The 17,844-nt window shown below is 66.8% G+C and carries 18 protein-coding genes and 1 pseudogene; 5 read left to right on the plus strand and 14 right to left on the minus strand.

Annotated elements, in window-relative coordinates:
• From gltB to hemE, 3 genes and pseudogenes are all read left to right on the plus strand, one after another.
• A pseudogene (gene gltB / locus IP89_RS14210) lies at positions 1 to 1,012 on the plus strand (glutamate synthase large subunit); the annotation flags it as partial.
• A 33-nt stretch (positions 1,013 to 1,045) separates the two neighbouring features.
• Positions 1,046 to 2,464 carry an FAD-dependent oxidoreductase gene (locus IP89_RS14215; protein WP_043310235.1) on the plus strand — a complete coding sequence of 473 codons (1,419 nt, stop codon included), beginning with the start codon at positions 1,046 to 1,048 and terminating at the stop codon, positions 2,462 to 2,464.
• Positions 2,465 to 2,688: 224 nt separating this feature from the next.
• The gene (gene hemE, locus IP89_RS14220; protein WP_043310236.1) at positions 2,689 to 3,756 is read left to right on the plus strand and encodes a uroporphyrinogen decarboxylase; all 1,068 of its coding nucleotides are present in this window, start codon (positions 2,689 to 2,691) and stop codon (positions 3,754 to 3,756) included.
• Positions 3,757 to 3,801: 45 nt separating this feature from the next.
• Here hemE and IP89_RS14225 read toward each other — a convergent pair whose 3' ends face one another.
• On the minus strand, positions 3,802 to 4,029 hold the full coding sequence (locus IP89_RS14225) for a hypothetical protein (protein WP_043310237.1): 228 nt from the start codon (positions 4,027 to 4,029) through the stop codon (positions 3,802 to 3,804).
• A gap of 148 nt (positions 4,030 to 4,177) precedes the next feature.
• On the opposite strand from IP89_RS14225, the gene IP89_RS14230 reads away from it, so the two are divergent.
• A complete protein-coding gene (locus IP89_RS14230) occupies positions 4,178 to 4,522 on the plus strand; it encodes a YgiW/YdeI family stress tolerance OB fold protein (protein ID WP_043310238.1) in 345 nt (114 codons plus the stop codon).
• 50 nt (positions 4,523 to 4,572) lie between these two features.
• On the opposite strand, the gene IP89_RS14235 is transcribed toward IP89_RS14230, so the two are convergent.
• Complete coding sequence (locus IP89_RS14235; protein ID WP_052081086.1) at positions 4,573 to 5,793, minus strand: MFS transporter; 1,221 nt, start codon at positions 5,791 to 5,793, stop codon at positions 4,573 to 4,575.
• Between the two features lie 130 nt (positions 5,794 to 5,923).
• Between IP89_RS14235 and IP89_RS14240 the strand changes: the two genes are divergently transcribed.
• Entirely contained in the window at positions 5,924 to 6,829 is a 906-nt protein-coding gene (locus IP89_RS14240; protein WP_043310240.1) for a LysR family transcriptional regulator, read from the plus strand.
• 25 nt (positions 6,830 to 6,854) lie between these two features.
• Here IP89_RS14240 and IP89_RS14245 read toward each other — a convergent pair whose 3' ends face one another.
• From IP89_RS14245 to IP89_RS14300, 12 genes are read right to left on the minus strand one after another with little or no spacing between them, the layout of a single operon-like run.
• Positions 6,855 to 7,298, minus strand: coding sequence for an excinuclease (locus IP89_RS14245; RefSeq protein WP_043310241.1), 444 nt, complete (start codon positions 7,296 to 7,298; stop codon positions 6,855 to 6,857).
• A 21-nt stretch (positions 7,299 to 7,319) separates the two neighbouring features.
• Positions 7,320 to 7,718 (minus strand): hypothetical protein, encoded by a 399-nt coding sequence (locus IP89_RS14250; RefSeq protein ID WP_043310243.1) that lies wholly within the window; start codon positions 7,716 to 7,718, stop codon positions 7,320 to 7,322.
• 24 nt (positions 7,719 to 7,742) lie between these two features.
• A complete protein-coding gene (locus IP89_RS14255; protein WP_043310244.1) occupies positions 7,743 to 8,969 on the minus strand; it encodes a beta-ketoacyl-ACP synthase in 1,227 nt (408 codons plus the stop codon).
• A complete protein-coding gene (gene fabG / locus IP89_RS14260; RefSeq protein WP_043310245.1) occupies positions 8,969 to 9,697 on the minus strand; it encodes a 3-oxoacyl-ACP reductase FabG in 729 nt (242 codons plus the stop codon). The genes IP89_RS14255 and fabG overlap by 1 nt, the downstream gene beginning before the upstream one ends.
• Complete coding sequence (locus IP89_RS14265; protein ID WP_043310247.1) at positions 9,694 to 10,146, minus strand: hotdog family protein; 453 nt, start codon at positions 10,144 to 10,146, stop codon at positions 9,694 to 9,696. The genes fabG and IP89_RS14265 overlap by 4 nt, the downstream gene beginning before the upstream one ends.
• Entirely contained in the window at positions 10,143 to 11,345 is a 1,203-nt protein-coding gene (locus IP89_RS14270) for a beta-ketoacyl-[acyl-carrier-protein] synthase family protein (RefSeq protein ID WP_043310248.1), read from the minus strand. The genes IP89_RS14265 and IP89_RS14270 overlap by 4 nt, the downstream gene beginning before the upstream one ends.
• On the minus strand, positions 11,345 to 11,839 hold the full coding sequence (locus IP89_RS14275; RefSeq protein ID WP_043310249.1) for a hypothetical protein: 495 nt from the start codon (positions 11,837 to 11,839) through the stop codon (positions 11,345 to 11,347). Before IP89_RS14275 ends, IP89_RS14270 begins: the two co-directional genes overlap by 1 nt.
• Positions 11,839 to 12,549: a class I SAM-dependent methyltransferase gene (locus IP89_RS14280; protein WP_043310250.1), complete on the minus strand. Its 711-nt coding sequence runs from the start codon at positions 12,547 to 12,549 to the stop codon at positions 11,839 to 11,841. The genes IP89_RS14275 and IP89_RS14280 overlap by 1 nt, the downstream gene beginning before the upstream one ends.
• A 13-nt stretch (positions 12,550 to 12,562) precedes the next feature.
• On the minus strand, positions 12,563 to 13,810 hold the full coding sequence (locus IP89_RS14285; RefSeq protein ID WP_043310251.1) for an NAD(P)/FAD-dependent oxidoreductase: 1,248 nt from the start codon (positions 13,808 to 13,810) through the stop codon (positions 12,563 to 12,565).
• Entirely contained in the window at positions 13,797 to 14,945 is a 1,149-nt protein-coding gene (locus IP89_RS14290; RefSeq protein WP_043310252.1) for a sodium:proton antiporter, read from the minus strand. The genes IP89_RS14285 and IP89_RS14290 overlap by 14 nt, the downstream gene beginning before the upstream one ends.
• Entirely contained in the window at positions 14,942 to 17,269 is a 2,328-nt protein-coding gene (locus IP89_RS14295; protein ID WP_043310253.1) for an MMPL family transporter, read from the minus strand. Before IP89_RS14295 ends, IP89_RS14290 begins: the two co-directional genes overlap by 4 nt.
• Positions 17,259 to 17,813 carry an outer membrane lipoprotein carrier protein LolA gene (locus tag IP89_RS14300; protein WP_052081088.1) on the minus strand — a complete coding sequence of 185 codons (555 nt, stop codon included), beginning with the start codon at positions 17,811 to 17,813 and terminating at the stop codon, positions 17,259 to 17,261. Before IP89_RS14300 ends, IP89_RS14295 begins: the two co-directional genes overlap by 11 nt.
• Positions 17,814 to 17,844 lie beyond the last annotated feature (31 nt).

The raw sequence follows: 17,844 nt of genomic DNA on the forward strand, positions 1-17,844 counted from the left end.
CCCCCGCCAGTGGCTGGCCAAGCTGGGCGTGCGCAGCCTCGGCGAGCTGATCGGGCGTACCGATCTGCTCAACGTGCTGCCGGGCGATACCGACAAGCAAGGCAACCTGGATCTGACCCCGCTGCTCGGCAGCGACCATATCCCGGCCGACAAGCCGCAGTTCTGCGAAGTCGAGAAGAACCCGCCGTTCGACCAGGGCCTGCTGGCCGAGAAGATGGTCGAGCTGTCCCTGGCTGCCATCACCGGCAAGACCGGTGGCGAGTACGAGCTGGATATCTGCAACTGCGACCGCTCCATCGGTGCCCGTGTCTCCGGCGAAATCGCCAAGCAGCACGGCAACCAGGGCATGAAGGACGCGCCGATCACCTTCCGCTTCAAGGGCACTGCCGGGCAGAGCTTCGGCGTGTGGAACGCCGGCGGCCTGCACCTGCGCCTGGAAGGCGATGCCAACGACTACGTCGGCAAGGGCATGACCGGCGGCAAGCTGGTGATCACCCCGCCGGCCGGCAGCCCGTTCAAGACCCAGGAGTCGGCCATCGTCGGCAACACCTGCCTGTACGGCGCCACTGGCGGCAAGCTGTTCGCCGCCGGCACCGCGGGTGAGCGTTTCGCCGTGCGTAACTCCGGCTCGCATGCCGTGGTTGAAGGTACCGGTGACCACTGCTGCGAATACATGACCGGCGGCTTCGTCTGCGTGCTCGGCAAGACCGGCTACAACTTCGGTTCCGGCATGACCGGCGGCTTCGCCTACGTGCTGGACCTGGACAACGGCTTCGTCGACCGCGTCAACCACGAGCTGGTGGAAATCCAGCGCATCAGCAATGAGTCCATGGAAGCGTATCGCAGCCACCTGCACGGCGTGCTCGCCGAGTACGTGGCGGAAACCGCCAGCCCGTGGGGTGCTCACCTGCTGGAGAACCTGGACGATTACCTGCGCAAGTTCTGGCTGGTCAAACCGAAGGCCGCAAGCCTCGGTTCGCTGCTCTCCAGCACCCGTGCCAATCCGCAATAACAAGCGCCTGAAGTGGTTTGATGAGGTTTTGAAATGACTGAACGTCTGAACAACGACTTCCAGTTCATCGAGGTCGGGCGCAAGGATCCGAAGAAGAAGCTCCTGCGCCAACGCAAGCGCGAGTTCGTGGAAATCTACGAACCGTTCAAGCCGGCCCAGGCGGCCGACCAGGCACACCGTTGCCTGGGTTGCGGCAACCCGTACTGCGAATGGAAGTGCCCTGTGCACAACTTCATTCCGAACTGGCTCAAGCTGGTCTCGGAAGGCAACATCCTGGCCGCCGCCGAGCTGAGCCACCAGACCAACACCCTGCCGGAAGTCTGCGGCCGCGTGTGCCCGCAGGATCGCCTGTGCGAGGGTGCGTGCACCCTCAACGATGGCTTCGGTGCGGTGACCATCGGCTCGGTGGAGAAGTACATCACTGACACCGCCTTCGCCATGGGCTGGCGCCCGGACATGTCCAAGGTCAAGCCGACCGGCAAGCGTGTAGCGGTGATTGGTGCCGGCCCGGCCGGTCTGGGCTGCGCCGACGTACTGGTGCGCAACGGCGTGACCCCGGTGGTGTTCGACAAGAACCCGGAAATCGGTGGCCTGCTGACCTTCGGCATCCCCGAGTTCAAGCTCGAGAAGAGCGTGCTCAGCCGTCGTCGCGAAGTGTTCACCGGCATGGGCATCGAGTTCCGTCTGAACACCGAGATCGGTGTCGACATCACCATGCAGCAGCTGCTGGATGAGTACGATGCCGTGTTCATGGGCATGGGTACCTACACCTACATGAAGGGCGGTTTCCCAGGCGAAGACCTGCCGGGCGTGACCGACGCGCTGGACTTCCTGATCGCCAACGTCAACCGCAACCTCGGCTTCGAGAAGTCCCCCGAGGACTTCATCGACATGAAGGGTAAGCGCGTGGTCGTGCTCGGCGGTGGCGACACCGCGATGGACTGCAACCGCACCTCCATCCGCCAGGGCGCCAAGGCCGTGACCTGCGCCTACCGTCGTGACGAAGAGAACATGCCGGGCTCGCGCAAGGAAGTGAAGAACGCCAAGGAAGAGGGCGTGAAGTTCCTCTTCAACCGCCAGCCCATCGCCATCGTCGGCGAGGACAAGGTGGAAGGCGTCAAGGTGGTCGAGACCCGTCTCGGCGAACCGGACGCCCGTGGCCGTCGCAGCCCTGAGCCGATCCCGGGCTCCGAGGAAATCATCCCGGCCGAAGCCGTGCTGATCGCCTTCGGTTTCCGTCCGAGCCCGGCCGCCTGGTTCACTGACTTCAAGATCGACACCGACAGCCAGGGCCGTGTGGTGGCGCCGGAGAAGAACCAGTTCAAGCACCAGACCAGCAACCCGAAGATCTTCGCCGGTGGCGACATGGTCCGTGGTTCCGACCTGGTGGTGACGGCGATCTTCGAAGGCCGTAACGCCGCCGAAGGCATCCTCGACTACCTGGGCGTCTGATTGGCGCCCGGCGCGAGCTGGGACAAATCGTCGCGATAGACAAAAGGCACGGCACTCGCCGTGCCTTTTGTTTTTGGGTCTGCGAAAATGCCCGCACTTTTTCTGCGCCAAGGCGCGCGGGCTCCTGCGATCCGGGAACCCGCCCGGAGGAAGGGGGCCGCCGCCGAGCTGCCGCCGCATACTCCCGCCGCAACGCTCCCTGCCGATTTCCAGGAACCCTGCCGATGTCCGCCCTGAAGAACGACCGTTTCCTGCGCGCCCTGCTCAAGCAGCCCGTCGACGTCACCCCGGTGTGGATGATGCGCCAGGCCGGCCGTTACCTGCCGGAGTACCGCGCCACCCGCGCCAAGGCCGGTGACTTCGTCAGTCTGATGAAGAACCCCGAGCTGGCCTGCGAGGTCACCATCCAGCCGCTGGACCGCTACCCGCAGATCGACGCCGCGATCCTCTTCTCCGACATCCTCACCATCCCCGACGCCATGGGCCAGGGTCTGTACTTCGAGACCGGCGAAGGCCCGCGCTTCAAGAAAATCATCAGCTCGATGGCCGACATCGAGGCACTGCCGATTCCCGATGCCGAGCAGGACCTGGGCTACGTGATGGACGCTGTGCGCACCATCCGCCGCGAGCTGAACGGCCGCGTGCCGCTGATCGGCTTCACCGGCAGCCCCTGGACTCTGGCCACCTACATGGTCGAAGGCGGTTCCAGCCGCGACTTCCGCAAGTCCAAGGCGATGCTCTACGACAACCCGCAGGCCATGCACGCGCTGCTCGACAAGCTGGCCCGCTCGATCACCGCCTACCTCAACGGCCAGATCAAGGCCGGTGCCCAGGCCGTGCAGATCTTCGATTCCTGGGGCGGCGCGCTGTCCTCGGCGGCCTACCAGGAGTTCTCCCTGCGCTACATGAAGCAGATCATCGATGGTCTGATCCGCGAGCACGACGGTCGCCGCGTGCCGGTGATCCTGTTCACCAAGGGTGGCGGTCTGTGGCTGGAGTCCATGGCTGACACCGGCGCTGAGGCCCTGGGCCTGGACTGGACCTGCGATATCGGCAGTGCACGTCAGCGAGTGGGCAACAAGGTGGCCCTGCAGGGCAACATGGACCCGGCCGTGCTGCACGCCAAGCCGGAAGCTATCCGTGCCGAGGTGGCGCGCATCCTCGCCGCCTACGGCCAGGGCAATGGCCAGGTGTTCAACCTCGGCCACGGTATTACCCCGGAAGTGCCGCCGGAGCACGCCAAGGCCTTCTTCGAGGCGGTGCATGAGCTGTCGGCGCAGTACCACGCCTGATCGCTCGCAGCGATGAAGAAAGGCCGCGCAAGCGGCCTTTTTCGTTCAGCGCAGCTGGATATGGGTAATGCCGAGCAGCTCTGCCTGGCGCATGACCGCCTCGGTATCGTCATCCTCTGAGGGCAGCACCAGGCTGTTTTCCGCATCGGCGAAATGCAGCTCCAGCAGGTGTAGCGCGCTTTCGCGGGCGTCGGGGCGGCGCTCCAGCTCCAGCACGTGCTCTTGAGGCTCGCCGTGAAAGCGGTACTGCAGGCGATAGGGCTGCAAGGTCATGGATACTCTCCTGTATCGGTGTGATCGATTCAGTGAGTTGACTGTCAGGTCAGATATTCCGTTCGTTCCGTCTCGCGGCGAAATTCAGCTTCGCTTCAGCCGCGGCGACTAAGTTGGGCTCACACCCCACCGCAAGGAACGAATCATCATGAAAGCTCGCTATCTCACCCTGCTCGTCGCTCCCCTGTTCAGCACCGCGGTACTGGCCGCCGGCTACACCGGCCCGGGCGCCCAGGCCATCAACAGCGTCGCGGCAGCCCAGGAGGCCGGTGACGATGCGCATGTGGTGCTGCAGGGCCACATCACCCGCAAGCTCGGCGACGAGAAGTACGAGTTCAAGGACAGCACAGGCACCATCACCGTGGAAATCGACGATGAAGACCTGCCGCCGGTGGCCTTCGACGACAAGACCCAGGTCAAGCTGACCGGCGAAGTCGACAAGGGGCTGATCAAGCGCGAGATCGATATCGACCTGGTCGAGATCGTCCAGTAATCCAGAGAGTGAAAAAACGCCGGCACATGCCGGCGTTTTGCTGTGTGGCCTCAGGCCGTTTCCGCCAGGCGGCGCAGGCGCAGCGCCGCGAGCAGTGCGAGCAGCAGCAGGGCGGCGATGAACAGGGCGACGCCGGTCCAGCCGAAGTCGTGCCAGAACAGCCCACCAGCGGTGCCGGCTAGGCTCGAGCCCAGGTAGTAGCTGAACAGGTACAGCGACGAGGCCTGGCCGCGTGCCTGCTGTGCGCGGCGGCCGACCCAGCTGCTCGCCACCGAGTGGGCGCCGAAGAAGCCGAAGGTGAACAGCAGCATGCCGGCGAGAATCGCCGCTACCTGCGGCAGCAGGGTCAGCAGCAGGCCGGCGAGCATCAGCACGATCACCGCCCACAGCACCTGCTGGCGGCCTAGGCGATCGGCCAGGGCGCCGATCTTCGCTGAGCTGTAGATACCCGACAGGTAGACCACCGAGAGCAGGCCGACCAGCGCCTGACTCAGGTGGTAGGGCGCATCCAGCAGGCGGTAGCCGATGTAGTTGAACAGGGTGACGAAGGCGCCCATCAGCAAGAAGGCTTCGAGGAACAGCCAGGGCAGGCCGCGATCACGCAGGTGCAGGACGAAGGCCTGGCCGATGCGCCGCACATCCAGTGGCGCGGGTTTGAAGTGGCGCGACTCCGGCAATACGCGCCAGAACAGCAGGCCGGCGAGCAGGGCCAGCAAGCCGAGGCTGCCGACCGCCCAGCGCCAGTCGACGAAATCCACCAGTACCCCGCTGATCAGCCGCCCGCCCATGCCGCCGATGGCGTTGCCGGCGATATACAGGCCCATCGACAGCCCCAGGCAGTCGGGGTCCATCTCCTCGCACAGGTAGGTCATGGCCACGGCGGCCAGGCCGCTGAGCGCCAGGCCGAGCAGGGCGCGGGTGACCAGCACGCCTTCCCAAGTCGGCATCAGCGCGCCGGCCAGGGTCAGCAGGGCGGCGCACAGCAGCGAGGCGACCATCATCGGCTTGCGCCCGACGGCGTCGGACAGTGGCCCGGTGAACAGCAGGCCGACGGCCAGCATGATGGTCGAGATCGACAGGATCAGGCTGCTCTGCGCCGCCGTGAGGGCGAATTCCTGTGACAGCACCGGCATCAGCGGTTGCACGCAGTAGAGCAGGGCGAAGGTGGCGAAGCCGCCGGCGAACAGCGCCAGGGATGTGCGGGTGAACTGCGGTGTGCCCTTGATGATGAAGGCGCCCGAAGTAGGCAGGGATGTGGCGATGGCGTTCACGGGCGACCTCTGTAGCGCTGCGCCGGACAGGCTCTGACCGGCAGACGCTGACAGGGTAGAGAGATGGAAATATGATCTCCAATATATTGATCGTCACGTTTGATACTTAAAGAGTATCAATTGGAGGCCCATGGAACTGCGTCATTTGCGCTACTTCGTGGCGGTGGCCGAGGAGCTGCACTTCGGCCGCGCCGCCGAGCGCCTGAATATCTCCCAGCCGCCGCTGAGCCAGCAGATCCAGGCACTGGAGCAGGCCATGGCGGTGCGCCTGTTCGAGCGCACCAACCGCCGCGTGGCGCTGACCGAGGCGGGGCGGCTGTTCCTCGACGAGGCTCGGGCGATCCTGCAGCGCGTCGAGGGTGCGGTGCAGCTGGCCCAGCGCGCGCAGCGTGGCGAGCTCGGCGAGCTCAAGGTCGGCTTCACTGCCTCGGCGCCCTTCACCTCGATCATGCCGCGCAGCATCCTGGCCTTCCGCCAGGCGCGCCCGGACGTACACCTGAGCCTGCTGGAGATGAGCAGCGGTGCGGTGGTGCAGGCGCTGCTGGACCGGCAGATCCAGGTCGGCGTGCTGCGCCCCTTCGCCCTGCCGGACAGCATCGAGGCCATCGAGCTGTTCCGCGATCCGCTGGTGGCGGTGCTGCGCGCCGACCATCCGCTGGCGGCCGGCAGCGAGGACGGGCTGTCGCTCAGCGCCCTGGCCGAGGAGCCGTTCGTGTTCTTTCCGCGCAGCTACGGTACCGGTCTGTTCGACCAGCTCAACGAGCTGGCGCGCCAGGCCGGCTTCATCCCGCGCATCGCCCAGGAGGCGAACGAGGCGATGACCATCATCGGCCTGGTGGCCGCGGGCATGGGGGTGTCGATGCTGCCGGAGTCGTTCCGTCGCACGCGCGTGGATGGCGTGGTCTACCGCACCCTGCTCGATCCGGGCGCGACATCGGCGATCTGGCTGGCGCGGCGCCGCGATGAGCGGATGCCGCAGGCGCTGGCGTTCGTCGAGATGATGACACGCCAGGTGGCGGCGCTCCGGGCCGAATGAGGCGGCCCGGACGCCGAGATGGTGCTTACTTGACGTTGGCCAGGTCGGCCTTCAGGGCAACACCGGCCATGATCGCGCCGGCGTGGCACTCGTACTTCTGCGCGTCGGAATAGACCACGTTCTTGTAGTTGCTGACGATGTTGACCACGGCATTGGCACCGGCCTGCTTGGCGGCGTTCTGCATGCGGATCAGCGCGGACTGCAGGGCCCAGGAGCAGGCGCCTTCGTCGCTCTTGTTGAAGGCGTTGGTCTTCTGGCTGGTGGTGACGCCGGATTTGACCACGCTGACGGTGCCGGCCGGCTTGGTGCCCGCCAGGTAGAACTTCACGCTGCCGTCCAGACGGTTGGCGGCCAGCGCTTCCTGCACGGCCTGCTCGAACGGCAGGAAGTGAGTGGTGTCACGTGCCTGGCTGATGCCCGGGATTGCAGCGAAGAGCAGGGCGGCCAGGGTCCAGTTTTTCAGTTGCATGGTCGTCTCCTTGACGAAAGGTCACGGGGTGGGGGAAAGGTTGAGCTGATGTTCGATCTCTAGCTTGAGGTACTTCACCCAGCGATTGTAGGTGCGATGAATCTTGCCGTTCTGGTAATCCAGGCCCTGGCTGCTGCGATAGCGGATGAAGATATCGCGCGGGTTGTAGTCGATGGTGATGGCCGCCCGATGGCGCTCACGTACGAGGATATTGGCCTGCACGCGGCCCGGCTGGACCTGGCCGACCTGCCAGCGATAGGTGTGCAGGGCGCTGAGAATGGCCTGCTCGATCTGCAGGTCGCTGATGGCCGAGCCCGGTGGCAGCTCGATGGTCGGCGTGTCGACCGGTTGCTGCGTGCTGCAGGCGGCCAGGCCGGAGACGATCAGGCCGAGCAGGAGGGTGCGAAGTAGTGCGGGCATTCAGAGACTTCCTTGTGTCTGCGCTCAGTTCCAGCGCTTGAAGATCAGCGAGGTGTTCACCCCGCCGAAGGCGAAGTTGTTGTTCATCACGTACTGGTGGCTCATCTGGCGGAACTCGCCGCGCAGGTAGTCCAGCTCGCCGCACTCCGGGTCGACATTGTCCAGATTCAGGGTGTGCACGTAGCTGTCCGAGTTCATCATTTCGATGCTGAACCAGGACTCCAGCGCGCCGCAGGCGCCCAGGGTGTGGCCGAAGAAGCTCTTCTGCGAGCTGATCGGCATGCGTGGGCCGAACAGGCTGCTGGTGGCTTGGCTCTCGGCCACATCGCCCTGGGCGGTGGCGGTGCCGTGGCCGTTGACGTAGCCGATGGCGTCGGGCGCCAGGCCGGCATCTTCCAGAGCCAGCTCCATGGCGCCACGCATGGTCGCCTGTTCCGGCTTGGTGGCATGGATTCCGTCGGAATTGCAGCCGAAGCCGACGATCTCGGCGTGGATGGTCGCGCCGCGCGCCAGCGCGTGCTCCAGCTCTTCCAGCACCAGGATACCGGCGCCTTCTCCGATTACCAGGCCGTCGCGGCCGGCGTCGTAGGGGCGTGGCGACAGGTGCGGAGTGTCGTTCTTCAGGCTGGTGGCATAGAGCGCGTCGAACACCATGGCCTCGGTCGGGCACAGTTCCTCGGCGCCGCCGGCCAGCATCATCTTCAGGCGGCCGAACTTGATCGCCTCGTAGGCGTAGCCGATGCCCTGGCTGCCGCTGGTGCAGGCGCTGGACGTCGGAATCAGGCGGCCCTTGAGGCCGAAGAAGATGCTGATATTGGCCGCGGTGGTGTGCGGCATCATGCGGATATAGGAGTTGGCGTTGAGGCCGTCTGCTACGGAATTGAGCAGCATATTGCCGAATGCCTTGATCTCGTCGGTGCTGCCGGTGGACGAGCCGCAGGCCACGCCCATGCGTCCGTCCTGAATGCGTTCGTCGCCGAGCAGGCCGGCGTGCTCCAAGGCGCGCTCGGCGGCGTACACCGCCAGCTTGGACACCCGGCCCATGCTGCGGGTCTGCTTGCGCGACCAGTGCTTGGGCTGGACGAAGTCGTCCACCGGGCCACCCAGGCGGGTGTTCAGCTCGGTGAAGCGATCCCACTCGTCCATGCGGCGGATGCCACTGCGGCCTTCCTTGAAGGCGGCCGAGATGGTCGGCCAGTCGCTGCCCAGCGAGGTGATACCGGCCATGCCGGTGACGACTACACGTTTCATCAACACAAACCACCGTTCACCGCGAGGACTTGGCGGGTAATGTACGCCGCCTCCTCGGACATCAGGAAATTCACTGCCCCGGCCACTTCTTCAGGCGTGCCCATGCGCGCGGCCGGAATCATCTTGAGGATCTCGTCCACCGGCACCAGATCGTCGAGGATCTCGGTGTCGATCAGCCCCGGCGCCACGCAGTTGACCGTGATCTTGCGCTTGCCCAGCTCGATGGCCAGGGCCTTGGCCGCGCCGATCACGCCGGCCTTGGAGGCGCTGTAGTTGACCTGGCCACGGTTGCCGATCAGCCCGGAGACCGAGGTGATGCAGACGATGCGCCCGGCCTTGCGGCGGCGGATCATCGGCATGGTCAGCGGGTGCAGCACGTTGTAGAAACCGTCGAGGTTGGTGCGCAGCACCTGGTCCCAGTCCTCGTCGCTCAGCGCCGGGAAGGCGCCGTCGCGGGTCAGGCCGGCGTTGCACACCACGCCGTAGTAGGCGCCGTGCTGTTCCACATCGGCTTCCAGCGCCTCGCGGCAGGCGGCGCGGTCGGAGACGTCGAACTGCAGGATGCGCGCCTGTTGGCCTAGCTCGGCGATCTGCGCCTGCACGGCCTCGGCCTCGTCGCGGCGCGAGCGGCAGTGCAGCACGATGTCGTAACCGGAGCGGGCCAGGCGCAGGGCGATGGCGCGGCCGATGCCACGGCTGGAGCCGGTTACCAGAATGGTTTCAGTCATTGCGATTGCTCTTGTAGATAGCTTGCCACTTCCGGCGGGCGGAACACGTTGAGGCGCGCCTCGGCATGGATATCGGGGCCGTCGAGATGGCACTCGAACACGCCCATGCCGTTGTCGTCCTGCAGCGAGCGCAGGGCCTTGATGCGCAGCTCGGCGCCGGCCGGGAAGCGCTCGACGTTGCACTCGAACTTGCGCGTGCCGAGGAGGAAGCCCAGCTCCACCGGCAGTCCGGCCTGGCGCGCCTGGCAGCCGGCGTAGGCGGCCACGCTCTGCGCCATCAGCTCGATGCCGACCCAGGCCGGCAGGCTGCCGTCGGCCTGGTTGAACAGGCCACCGGGACGCACGGTGAGACGGGTCTCGATGTCTTCGTCACCGAAGCTGACGACTTCGTCGATCAGGATCATGTCGCCGGCGTGCGGCACCAGCTCGGCGATCGGCCACAGGCTCATGATGCGTCTCCCTGTGGGGCATCACCCAGGATCAGCGCGACGTTGTTGCCGCCGAAGGCGAAGGAGTTGCTCATCAGCCGGCGGCCGCTGCTGCGGGCCAGTTGATCGCCGGCGCCGACCAGTTGCAGCGGTTCCAGCGCCGGGTCGGCCTGGCCGTCCCACAGGTGCGGCGGCAGCAGGCCGTCGCGGTTGTGCTCACTCAGGGTCAGCCAGCAGAAGGCCGCTTCCAGTGCGCCGGCGGCGCCCAGGGTGTGACCGGTCAGCGGCTTGCTCGACGAGCAAGCCACACCATTGGGGAACAGGCCACGCACGGCCTTGCTCTCCATCGCATCGTTGTGCGCCGTGGCGGTGCCGTGCAGGTTGAGGTAGTCGATATCCGTGGCGTTCAGGCCGGCGCTGGCCAGGGCCTGCTGCATCGCCGCGCGGGCGCCGAGGCCCTCGGGGTGCGGTGCGGAAATATGGTGGGCATCGGAGGTGGCGGCGCCGCCGAGGAAGGCGATCGGGCTGGCTTCCCTGGTCATGAGGAACAGTGCGGCGCCCTCGCCGATATTGATGCCGTGGCGGTTCACCGAGAAGGGATTGCAGGGTTCGGCGGATACCGCTTCGAGGGCCGAGAAACCATTCAGGGTCAGGCGGCACAGGCTGTCCACGCCACCGCAGATCACCGCGTCGCACAGCCCTTGCTGCAGCAGGCGATGGGCGCTGAGCAGGGCGCGCGCGCTGGAGGTGCAGGCGGTGGACTGGCAGTACACCGGGCCGGCCAGTTGTAGCCAGTCGGCGAGGAAGGTGGCCGGTGCGGCCATCTCCTGCTGGGCGTAGTCGTACTCGGCGGGCACCTCGCCCTCGTGGAGGAAGCGGGCGATGCCGTCGCTGGCCTCGCGGATGCCCGAGGTGCTGGTGCCCAGCACCAGGCCGACGCGGGCGGCGCCGTAACGGGCGATGGCGGCGCGCAGTTCGGGCTCAATCTGTTGCGCGGCGGCCAGCAGCAGCTGGTTGTTGCGGCTATGGGCGGCTTCGAGGCCCGCCGGCATGGCCGGCAGGGCAGCGCGCACGGCGCCGACGGTGAGGCGGCGGTCAGTGACCCAGCCGTCCTCGGCGCGCATGCCGGAGGCATCGCCGGCCAGCAGCGCGTCGGCCACCGCCTGCTTGCCTTCGCCCAGGGCGCACAGCAGGCCAAGGGCATTTAAATAGCTGGGCATCAGTTGCCTTCTTCTTGGTTCAGCGCGCGCACCCGATAGCTGAGCTGCGGTGCGGCGAGGGTGAAGTCCAGTGCGGAACGGTAGCGGATTCGCCAGTCCGGGTTAAGCCGGCGCTGACCATCGGCGCCGCGCTGCCAGCTGCCCTCGGGGTAGGTGGTCAGCGCGTCATCGGCGGTGAGGGCGAACAACAGGGCAGCGAACAGCTCGCGGGCCTCGGCATTGGGTGGCAGCAGGCCGTCGTTGCGCCACTGGCCGTGCTCCAGCAGCTGGCGCGCCAGGGGCACGCCGAGCGGATCGAACAGCGACCAGCGCAGGGCCTCACCTTCGGCCTGCACCACCAGCAGCCAATCGCGCTGCTCGACGCTCTGCGTGCGCTCGATCTGCAGGCTGATCGGCAGCGCAGTGGTCAGTGCGGGGCTGCTCGCCGGCACGGGCGTGTGCCCGGCGCAGGCGCCGAGCAACAGGGTCAGGGCGAGCAGTACAACCCGTAGCATCACGGCTTGCGCGCCACCGCGTTGACCAGGGTCTCGTCGCGCTGGCCGAACGGCTTGGCCTTCATGATGCCCCAGCGTTCGAGCAGGCCGAAGTCCTTGGAGCGGCTCCACCACAGGTAGGGGTAGGAGACGTTGCGTTCCTCGAACTGGAAGCCCTGCTGGCGCAGCATGCCCAGGTATTCCTCGGCGCTCTTCTGCACGTGCATCGGATGGCGGAACAGCCAGCGAATCACCCAGGTGTCGATGTAGAACTTGGTCGACTCGGCGAACAGCAGCAGGCCGCCCGGCTTCAGCACGCGCCAGAACTCGGCCAGGGCCTGCTCCTGCTCGACCAGATGGTGGAAGGTCTGGTGGCAGAACAGGATGTCGACGCTGGCGTCCGGCAGGTCGATGGCCGCGCAGTCGCTGGCGATCAGCTGCACGTCGAGGCCCAGGCGCTCGGCCTCGGCGCGCGAGCAGTCGAGGCTGTGCGGGTCGGCGTCGAGGCCGATCATCCGTGCCGGAGCGAAGGCCTCCTGCAGCAGGCCGAACGAGCGGCCCTGGCCGCAGCCGGCGTCGAGCAGCACCGGCGCCTGTGGCAGCGGTGCATCGATCAGGCGCTTGAGGTCGTTGATCGCCACGCGCAGCACATGGTGCTGCCAGACGTGGCTCTGCAGGAACCAGAAGCCGAAGCGGGTTTCCTCGACGTAGTTGGCGGCGGCGCGGTCCATCGACAATTGCTCCTTATCCCATCGCGCAGAGTTCGGCGAGTACACCAAGACGACGCTTGGGCTCGGCGACATAGGGGTTCTTCTCGTCCCAGGCGTAGCCGGCGAGGATCGAGCAGATCATGCGGCGAATCTCCGGCGAGGCCTTCTCGTAGAAGATCACGTCCTGGAAGCTGCCATCGTACCAACCCTGCACATACACGCGGAACGTATCCACGCCGCGCTTGAGCGGGATGGCGAACTCGTTCTCCCAGTCCACCGCTTCACCGCTGAGCTGACGATGCAGCAGGCCGGCGGCCATGCTCGCCGAGCGCATGGCGATGGTCACGCCGGAGCTGAATACCGGGTCGAGGAACTCGGCGGCGTTGCCCAGCAGGGCGAAGCCAGGGCCATGCAGGCTCTTGACGTTGGCTGAGTAGCCACCGATGGCGCGTGCCGGGGTGTCCCACACAGCGTTTTCCAAGACCTTGGAGAGGCTCGGGGTTTCCGCGACAAACTGCTTGAGGCAGGCGTCGAGATCCTTCGGGTAGCCCTCGTAGTGTTCGGCAGCGGAGACCACGCCCAGCGAGCAGCGGCCGTTGCTGAACGGGATGGTCCAGAACCACACGTCCCTGAGAGTGGGATGCGTGCTGATAAGGATCTTCTCGCGGTCGAAGCCGGAGGCCGGGTCGATGCGGTCCTCGATATGGGTGAACACCGCCTGGCGGATCGGGAAGGACGACGGCGTATCGAGGTCGAGCAGGCGTGGCAGCACGCGGCCGTAGCCGCTGCCGTCGAGGACGAAGGCGCACTCCACTTCATACTCGTGGCCGTCGGCCAGGCGGCGCACCGACAGGCGCGGGCAGTCGCCAGCGAAGTCGGCGGCGAAGATTTCTTCCTCGTAACGGATTTCCACGCCCTGCAGTTCGGCCTGGTCGGCCAGCAGCTTGTCGAAGTCGGCGCGAATCACCTGGTAGGTCGAGCCCTGGCCTTCGGTGAATTTGTCGCGGAAGTCGAACTCGGTGTAGCGCTCGCCCCAGGCGAAGGCTGCGCCGTGCTTGGTCTGGAAGCCGGCGGCCTGCACCGCTTCGAGCATGCCGGCCTCCTCGACGAAGTCCAGGCAGTGCGACAGCAGGCTCTCGCCGATGGAGAAGCGCGGGAAGCGCTGGCGCTCCAGCACCAGAACGTCGTGGCCCTGGCGCTTGAGGATGGCTGCGGCGATGGCGCCGGAAGGGCCGGCACCGATGACGACGATCTGACGTTGTTCGACTTCAGGAGACTTCATAGCGGCTTCGTGCCTCGTTGTTGTGGGCATGCCTGCCGAGCAGTGCCGGCAGCAGGGTGGAAAACAGGCTCATCAGCAGCAGGCCGAAGTAGATCAGCGAATCGATCAGCTGCAGCTGCAGGAGCAGATTGAGGAAGACGATTTCGGTGAGGCCGCGGATGTTCAGCAGCAGACTCTCGCGCCACTTCACGCGCGCCGCGGCGCTCGGGTCGGCCCAGTGCAGACCGAGCCAGCTGCCGAGCACTTTGCTCAGTACCGGCAGCGCCAGCAGGATAGCGATGACCAGCCATGAGTAGTCTTGACCTATGCCATGGAAGTCCACGCGCAGCACGCCGAAAGTCAGGATCAGCGGCACGGCCAGGCCGTTCATCAACAGCTTCCAGGCGCGCGCCGGCAGCGGCAGCACGAACGGCTGCTTGATCCAGCCGAGGCACAGCATGTAGGCGATGCCGAACACCAGGGCGTTGAGCTTGAGTTGCTGAAACAGCAGCATCAGGGCGAAGAACGGCAGGCTGTAGAACAGCGGGTGGCGCAGCTTGAGCAGGCGCAGCAGCAGCGGCAGGGCGGCGGCCAGCAGCGGCCACAACAGCGCGGCCGGGTGGCTGCTGCCCTGGGCCAGGCCGAACAGGCTCCAGCACAGGAAGTCCATGAGGATCGCCGCGTGCAGCAGGCGCTTGGTGTCCGCCGCCGGGTAGCCGATGCTCTGCAGGAACAGGTAGAGCACCGGGATGGCGGTGATCGAGAACAACAGACCGATGCCCACCGAACTCAGCCAGCTACGCTCGCCGGGCAGCAGCCAGAGCGAGCAGGCCAGGCCGGCCAGCATCGGCACCAGGAAGCTGGGCAGGGCGATCTTCACACAGGCCGGGCTCAGGTCCAGATCGATCACGTCGCTGAGGATGTAGCCGAGCAGCAGGGCGAAGCACAGGCCGTAGGCCAGGTTCAGCCAGGTCGGCGCCAGGAGGTCCTGGGCAGTCAGTTGCCAGTGCGGCTCGACCCACAACAGCAGCAGGGCGGGGATGGCGATGGCCGCCACCAGCAACTGGCCGACGATGGGAATCAGCCGGCGCCCGCCGATGATCGCCACCAGGGCGTAGATCGCCAGGGCCAGCAGCCAGAATCCGAGCACGGTCACGCGACAACCTCCTTGTGTGGCCGCGTGGCGGCCCAGGGTGAGAGCAGGAAACAGAACAGCAGACCGAGGCTGATGGCCAGGCCGAAGTTGGCGATGGCCGGGGTCTGGCTGATCAGCAGCAGGCCGAACGACATCCACGCGGTTAGCGCCGAGAGCAGGGTGCCGAGCAGGCTGACTGCCGGGCCGCCGATGTTCTCGCGCATGAGGATGGCGTAGTCGACGCCGATGGCGGTGATCAGCAGCAGGCCGAACAGGCTGAACAGGGTCAGTGGCTGGCCCAACCAGCCGAGGCAGGCCAGCGCTGCCAGGGCCGATAGCAGAGGCAGGCAGATCACCCGCAGCGCGCCGCCGAGGCCGAAGGGCAGGCACAGCAGCAGGAAGATGGCGGCGCTGGAGATCAGCTTGAGCTCGGCGGCGCTGAGCTGGGTGGCGGCGAACAGCTGGTTCAGCTCGCCCAGACGATCGATCAGCTGCACACCCTCCAGCCCCTCGGCGGTTTGCAGCAGCAGGGAGCTGTCATTCAGGCCCTGCAGGCTGACGATGCCGGCCACGCCCTGTTCGTTGCTTCCTAGCCATAGCGGACGCCAGGCCTCGCCCAGCGGGCCGGCCAGGGCCTGCTCCAGGCTTGGCTGCGGCGCATGCAGCAACTCGTCCAGCTCGGCGCGCAGCGCGGCCTGCGGCAGGCCGAGATCGAGCAGTGGCTGCCAGTGCTGCGGCAGCTTGTTCAGCGCGGTGCGTAGCGGCGCCAGCTCGCTCTCGGGGGCGACCAACTGGCTAAGGGCGCGATAGCCGCGCAGATGGCCGGCGGCGATGGCGGTGTCCAGGCGTTGGCTCAGCTCGGCCTGGCGTTGCAGCAGTTGTTGTTCATCGGCGGCACGGACCAGGAAGAACTGGCTGGTGGGCTGCTGTCCGGTGAGTTCGGCGATGCGTCTGGCCTCGGCCATCAGCCGTGGCTCCTGGCCCAGCCACTGGCGCAAATCGTTCTGCGGCTTGAGTTGCCACAGGCCGCCGGCGCAGAAGGCCAGCAGCGCGAGCAGCAGTGGCCAGCTGCCGGTGCGTGCCAGCAGGCGGGCACGTCGCTCGACCAGGCTTTCGGCGGCGCGGCGCAGGCTGGCCGGTGGCGTCAGGCGCAGGTTGTTCAGCCAGGCCGGCAGCAGGCACACCGAGCACAGGTAGGCGCCGATCAGCCCGGCGGCGGAGAACAGAGCGATCTGAGTCAGCGCCGGGAAGGGCGTAAAGGCCAGCGCCACATAGCCGGCGAGGTTGGTGCCCAGGCTCAGGCTCAGGCCCGGCAGAGTCTCGCGCAGCGCGGCCCAGCTCGACCAGGGGCCGTCGCCCCAACTCTTGCTCAGGTAGTGCTGTGGGTAGTCGGCGGCGACGCCGACCAGACTGGCGCCGAGCACCAGGGTCAGCGCATTGATCTGGCCGAACACCAGCACGCAGGCGGTGCAGCCGGCCAGCAGCGCCACGCCCATCGGCAACAGGCTGACCAGGATGCGTGGGCGGCGGAAGGCGAGCAGCAGCAGGAGCAAGGTGCCGAGGGTGGCGCCGCCACCGATCAGGGCGATCTCCTGGGTGGCCTTGGCCTGGCCCGCCGCCGCGTGCAGCGCGCCACCGGCGGCGAGCAGCTGGCCGCCTGCGTTCTCGACCTGCTGGCGCAGCTCGGCCACGGCCGCGGCGATCTGCGGTGGCGCCTGCATGTCGAAGGCATCGCCACGGGTGCGCAGGCGCAGCAGGGCCCAGGTGGTGCCATCGTCCTGCAGCAGCAGGGCGCCGCTGCCGAGGTCGGCCTGGATGCGGCTGCCGGGATTCAGCGTCTGCTGGGCGCGCAGGCCGAGGCCGAACCAGTCCTGCTCGGTGGGCAGCAGGCCGAAGCCGGCGAAGGTGTCGAACAACTGCTGCGTGCGCTGCTCGATGAAGCTGCCCGGCTGCTCGATCAACAGCTGGCGGTCGGCTGGCGCCAGCAGGGCCAGGCGCTCGCCGCGCAGTTGCTGGCGGATGGCGTCGAGGTCGGCCTGCAGGCTCCACTGCACCTTGTCGAAGCGCCCGCTGGCCTGCCACTGCTCGCCGGCCTGGCGCACCAATTCGATGGCGCGCTCGCGCTGTGGATGGCCGATAAGGATCAGCAGCTCGCGCGACAGCGGCTCCTGCATGCGCTGCTCGGCTTGCTGCACCAGTGAATCGCCGGCACCCTTGGGTAACAGGGCAAGCATGCTGGCCTGCACCGGCGGGCCGTCACGCCACTGCCAGGCGGCCAGCGCCAGCAGCATGAGCAGCAAGGCGCCAAACAGGCGCGGCAGCAGACGTTGCACGCTAATGGACAAGGTCAGCGCGCTCCTGCGCAGTCAACGCGTCGCCAGCCTGGCTCTGCGGCATCTTCAGGACGGTGCGGTCGCCCTGGGTCTCGATCAGTTCGATGCGCTCGACCAGCGCGCCGCCGTCGATGCGGATGGCGCTGAAGATCTGTTTGAGCAGCAGCGAATGCGGGGTGAGTTCGAGCTGCCAGGCGTTGTGTTCGCCGCTGAGCTTGAGCGCGAAATCACGCTCCAGGCCCGAGCGGTCGCCTTTGAGCACGGCGAGGAACAGGCGGCTCTGCTGGGCGGCCACATCTTGGCCCGGTTGCTGTTGCCAGCCTGCGGCGGTGCGGCGGGCAATGCCGGCGTCGTCGATGCGGTAGTCCTGCTTCAGCGGCTTCTGCAGCAGCCAGAGCAGGCCGTGCTCGCGGGACAGGATGAACTGGCCCTGGCTGGTCAGCGGCGTGGGCAGGGCGCGCAGGTGCTTCTCCTGCACGAAGGGTCCGCGCACCACCGCAGGCTTGGCCAGTTGGGCGCTGAGCTCGGCCAAGTCGAAGGCGTGGGCTGCCGGCATCAGTGCCAGCAGCAACAGGCCGAGGCAGGCG

The organism is Pseudomonas sp. ML96, from assembly GCF_000761545.1.
GTDB lineage: Bacteria > Pseudomonadota > Gammaproteobacteria > Pseudomonadales > Pseudomonadaceae > Aquipseudomonas.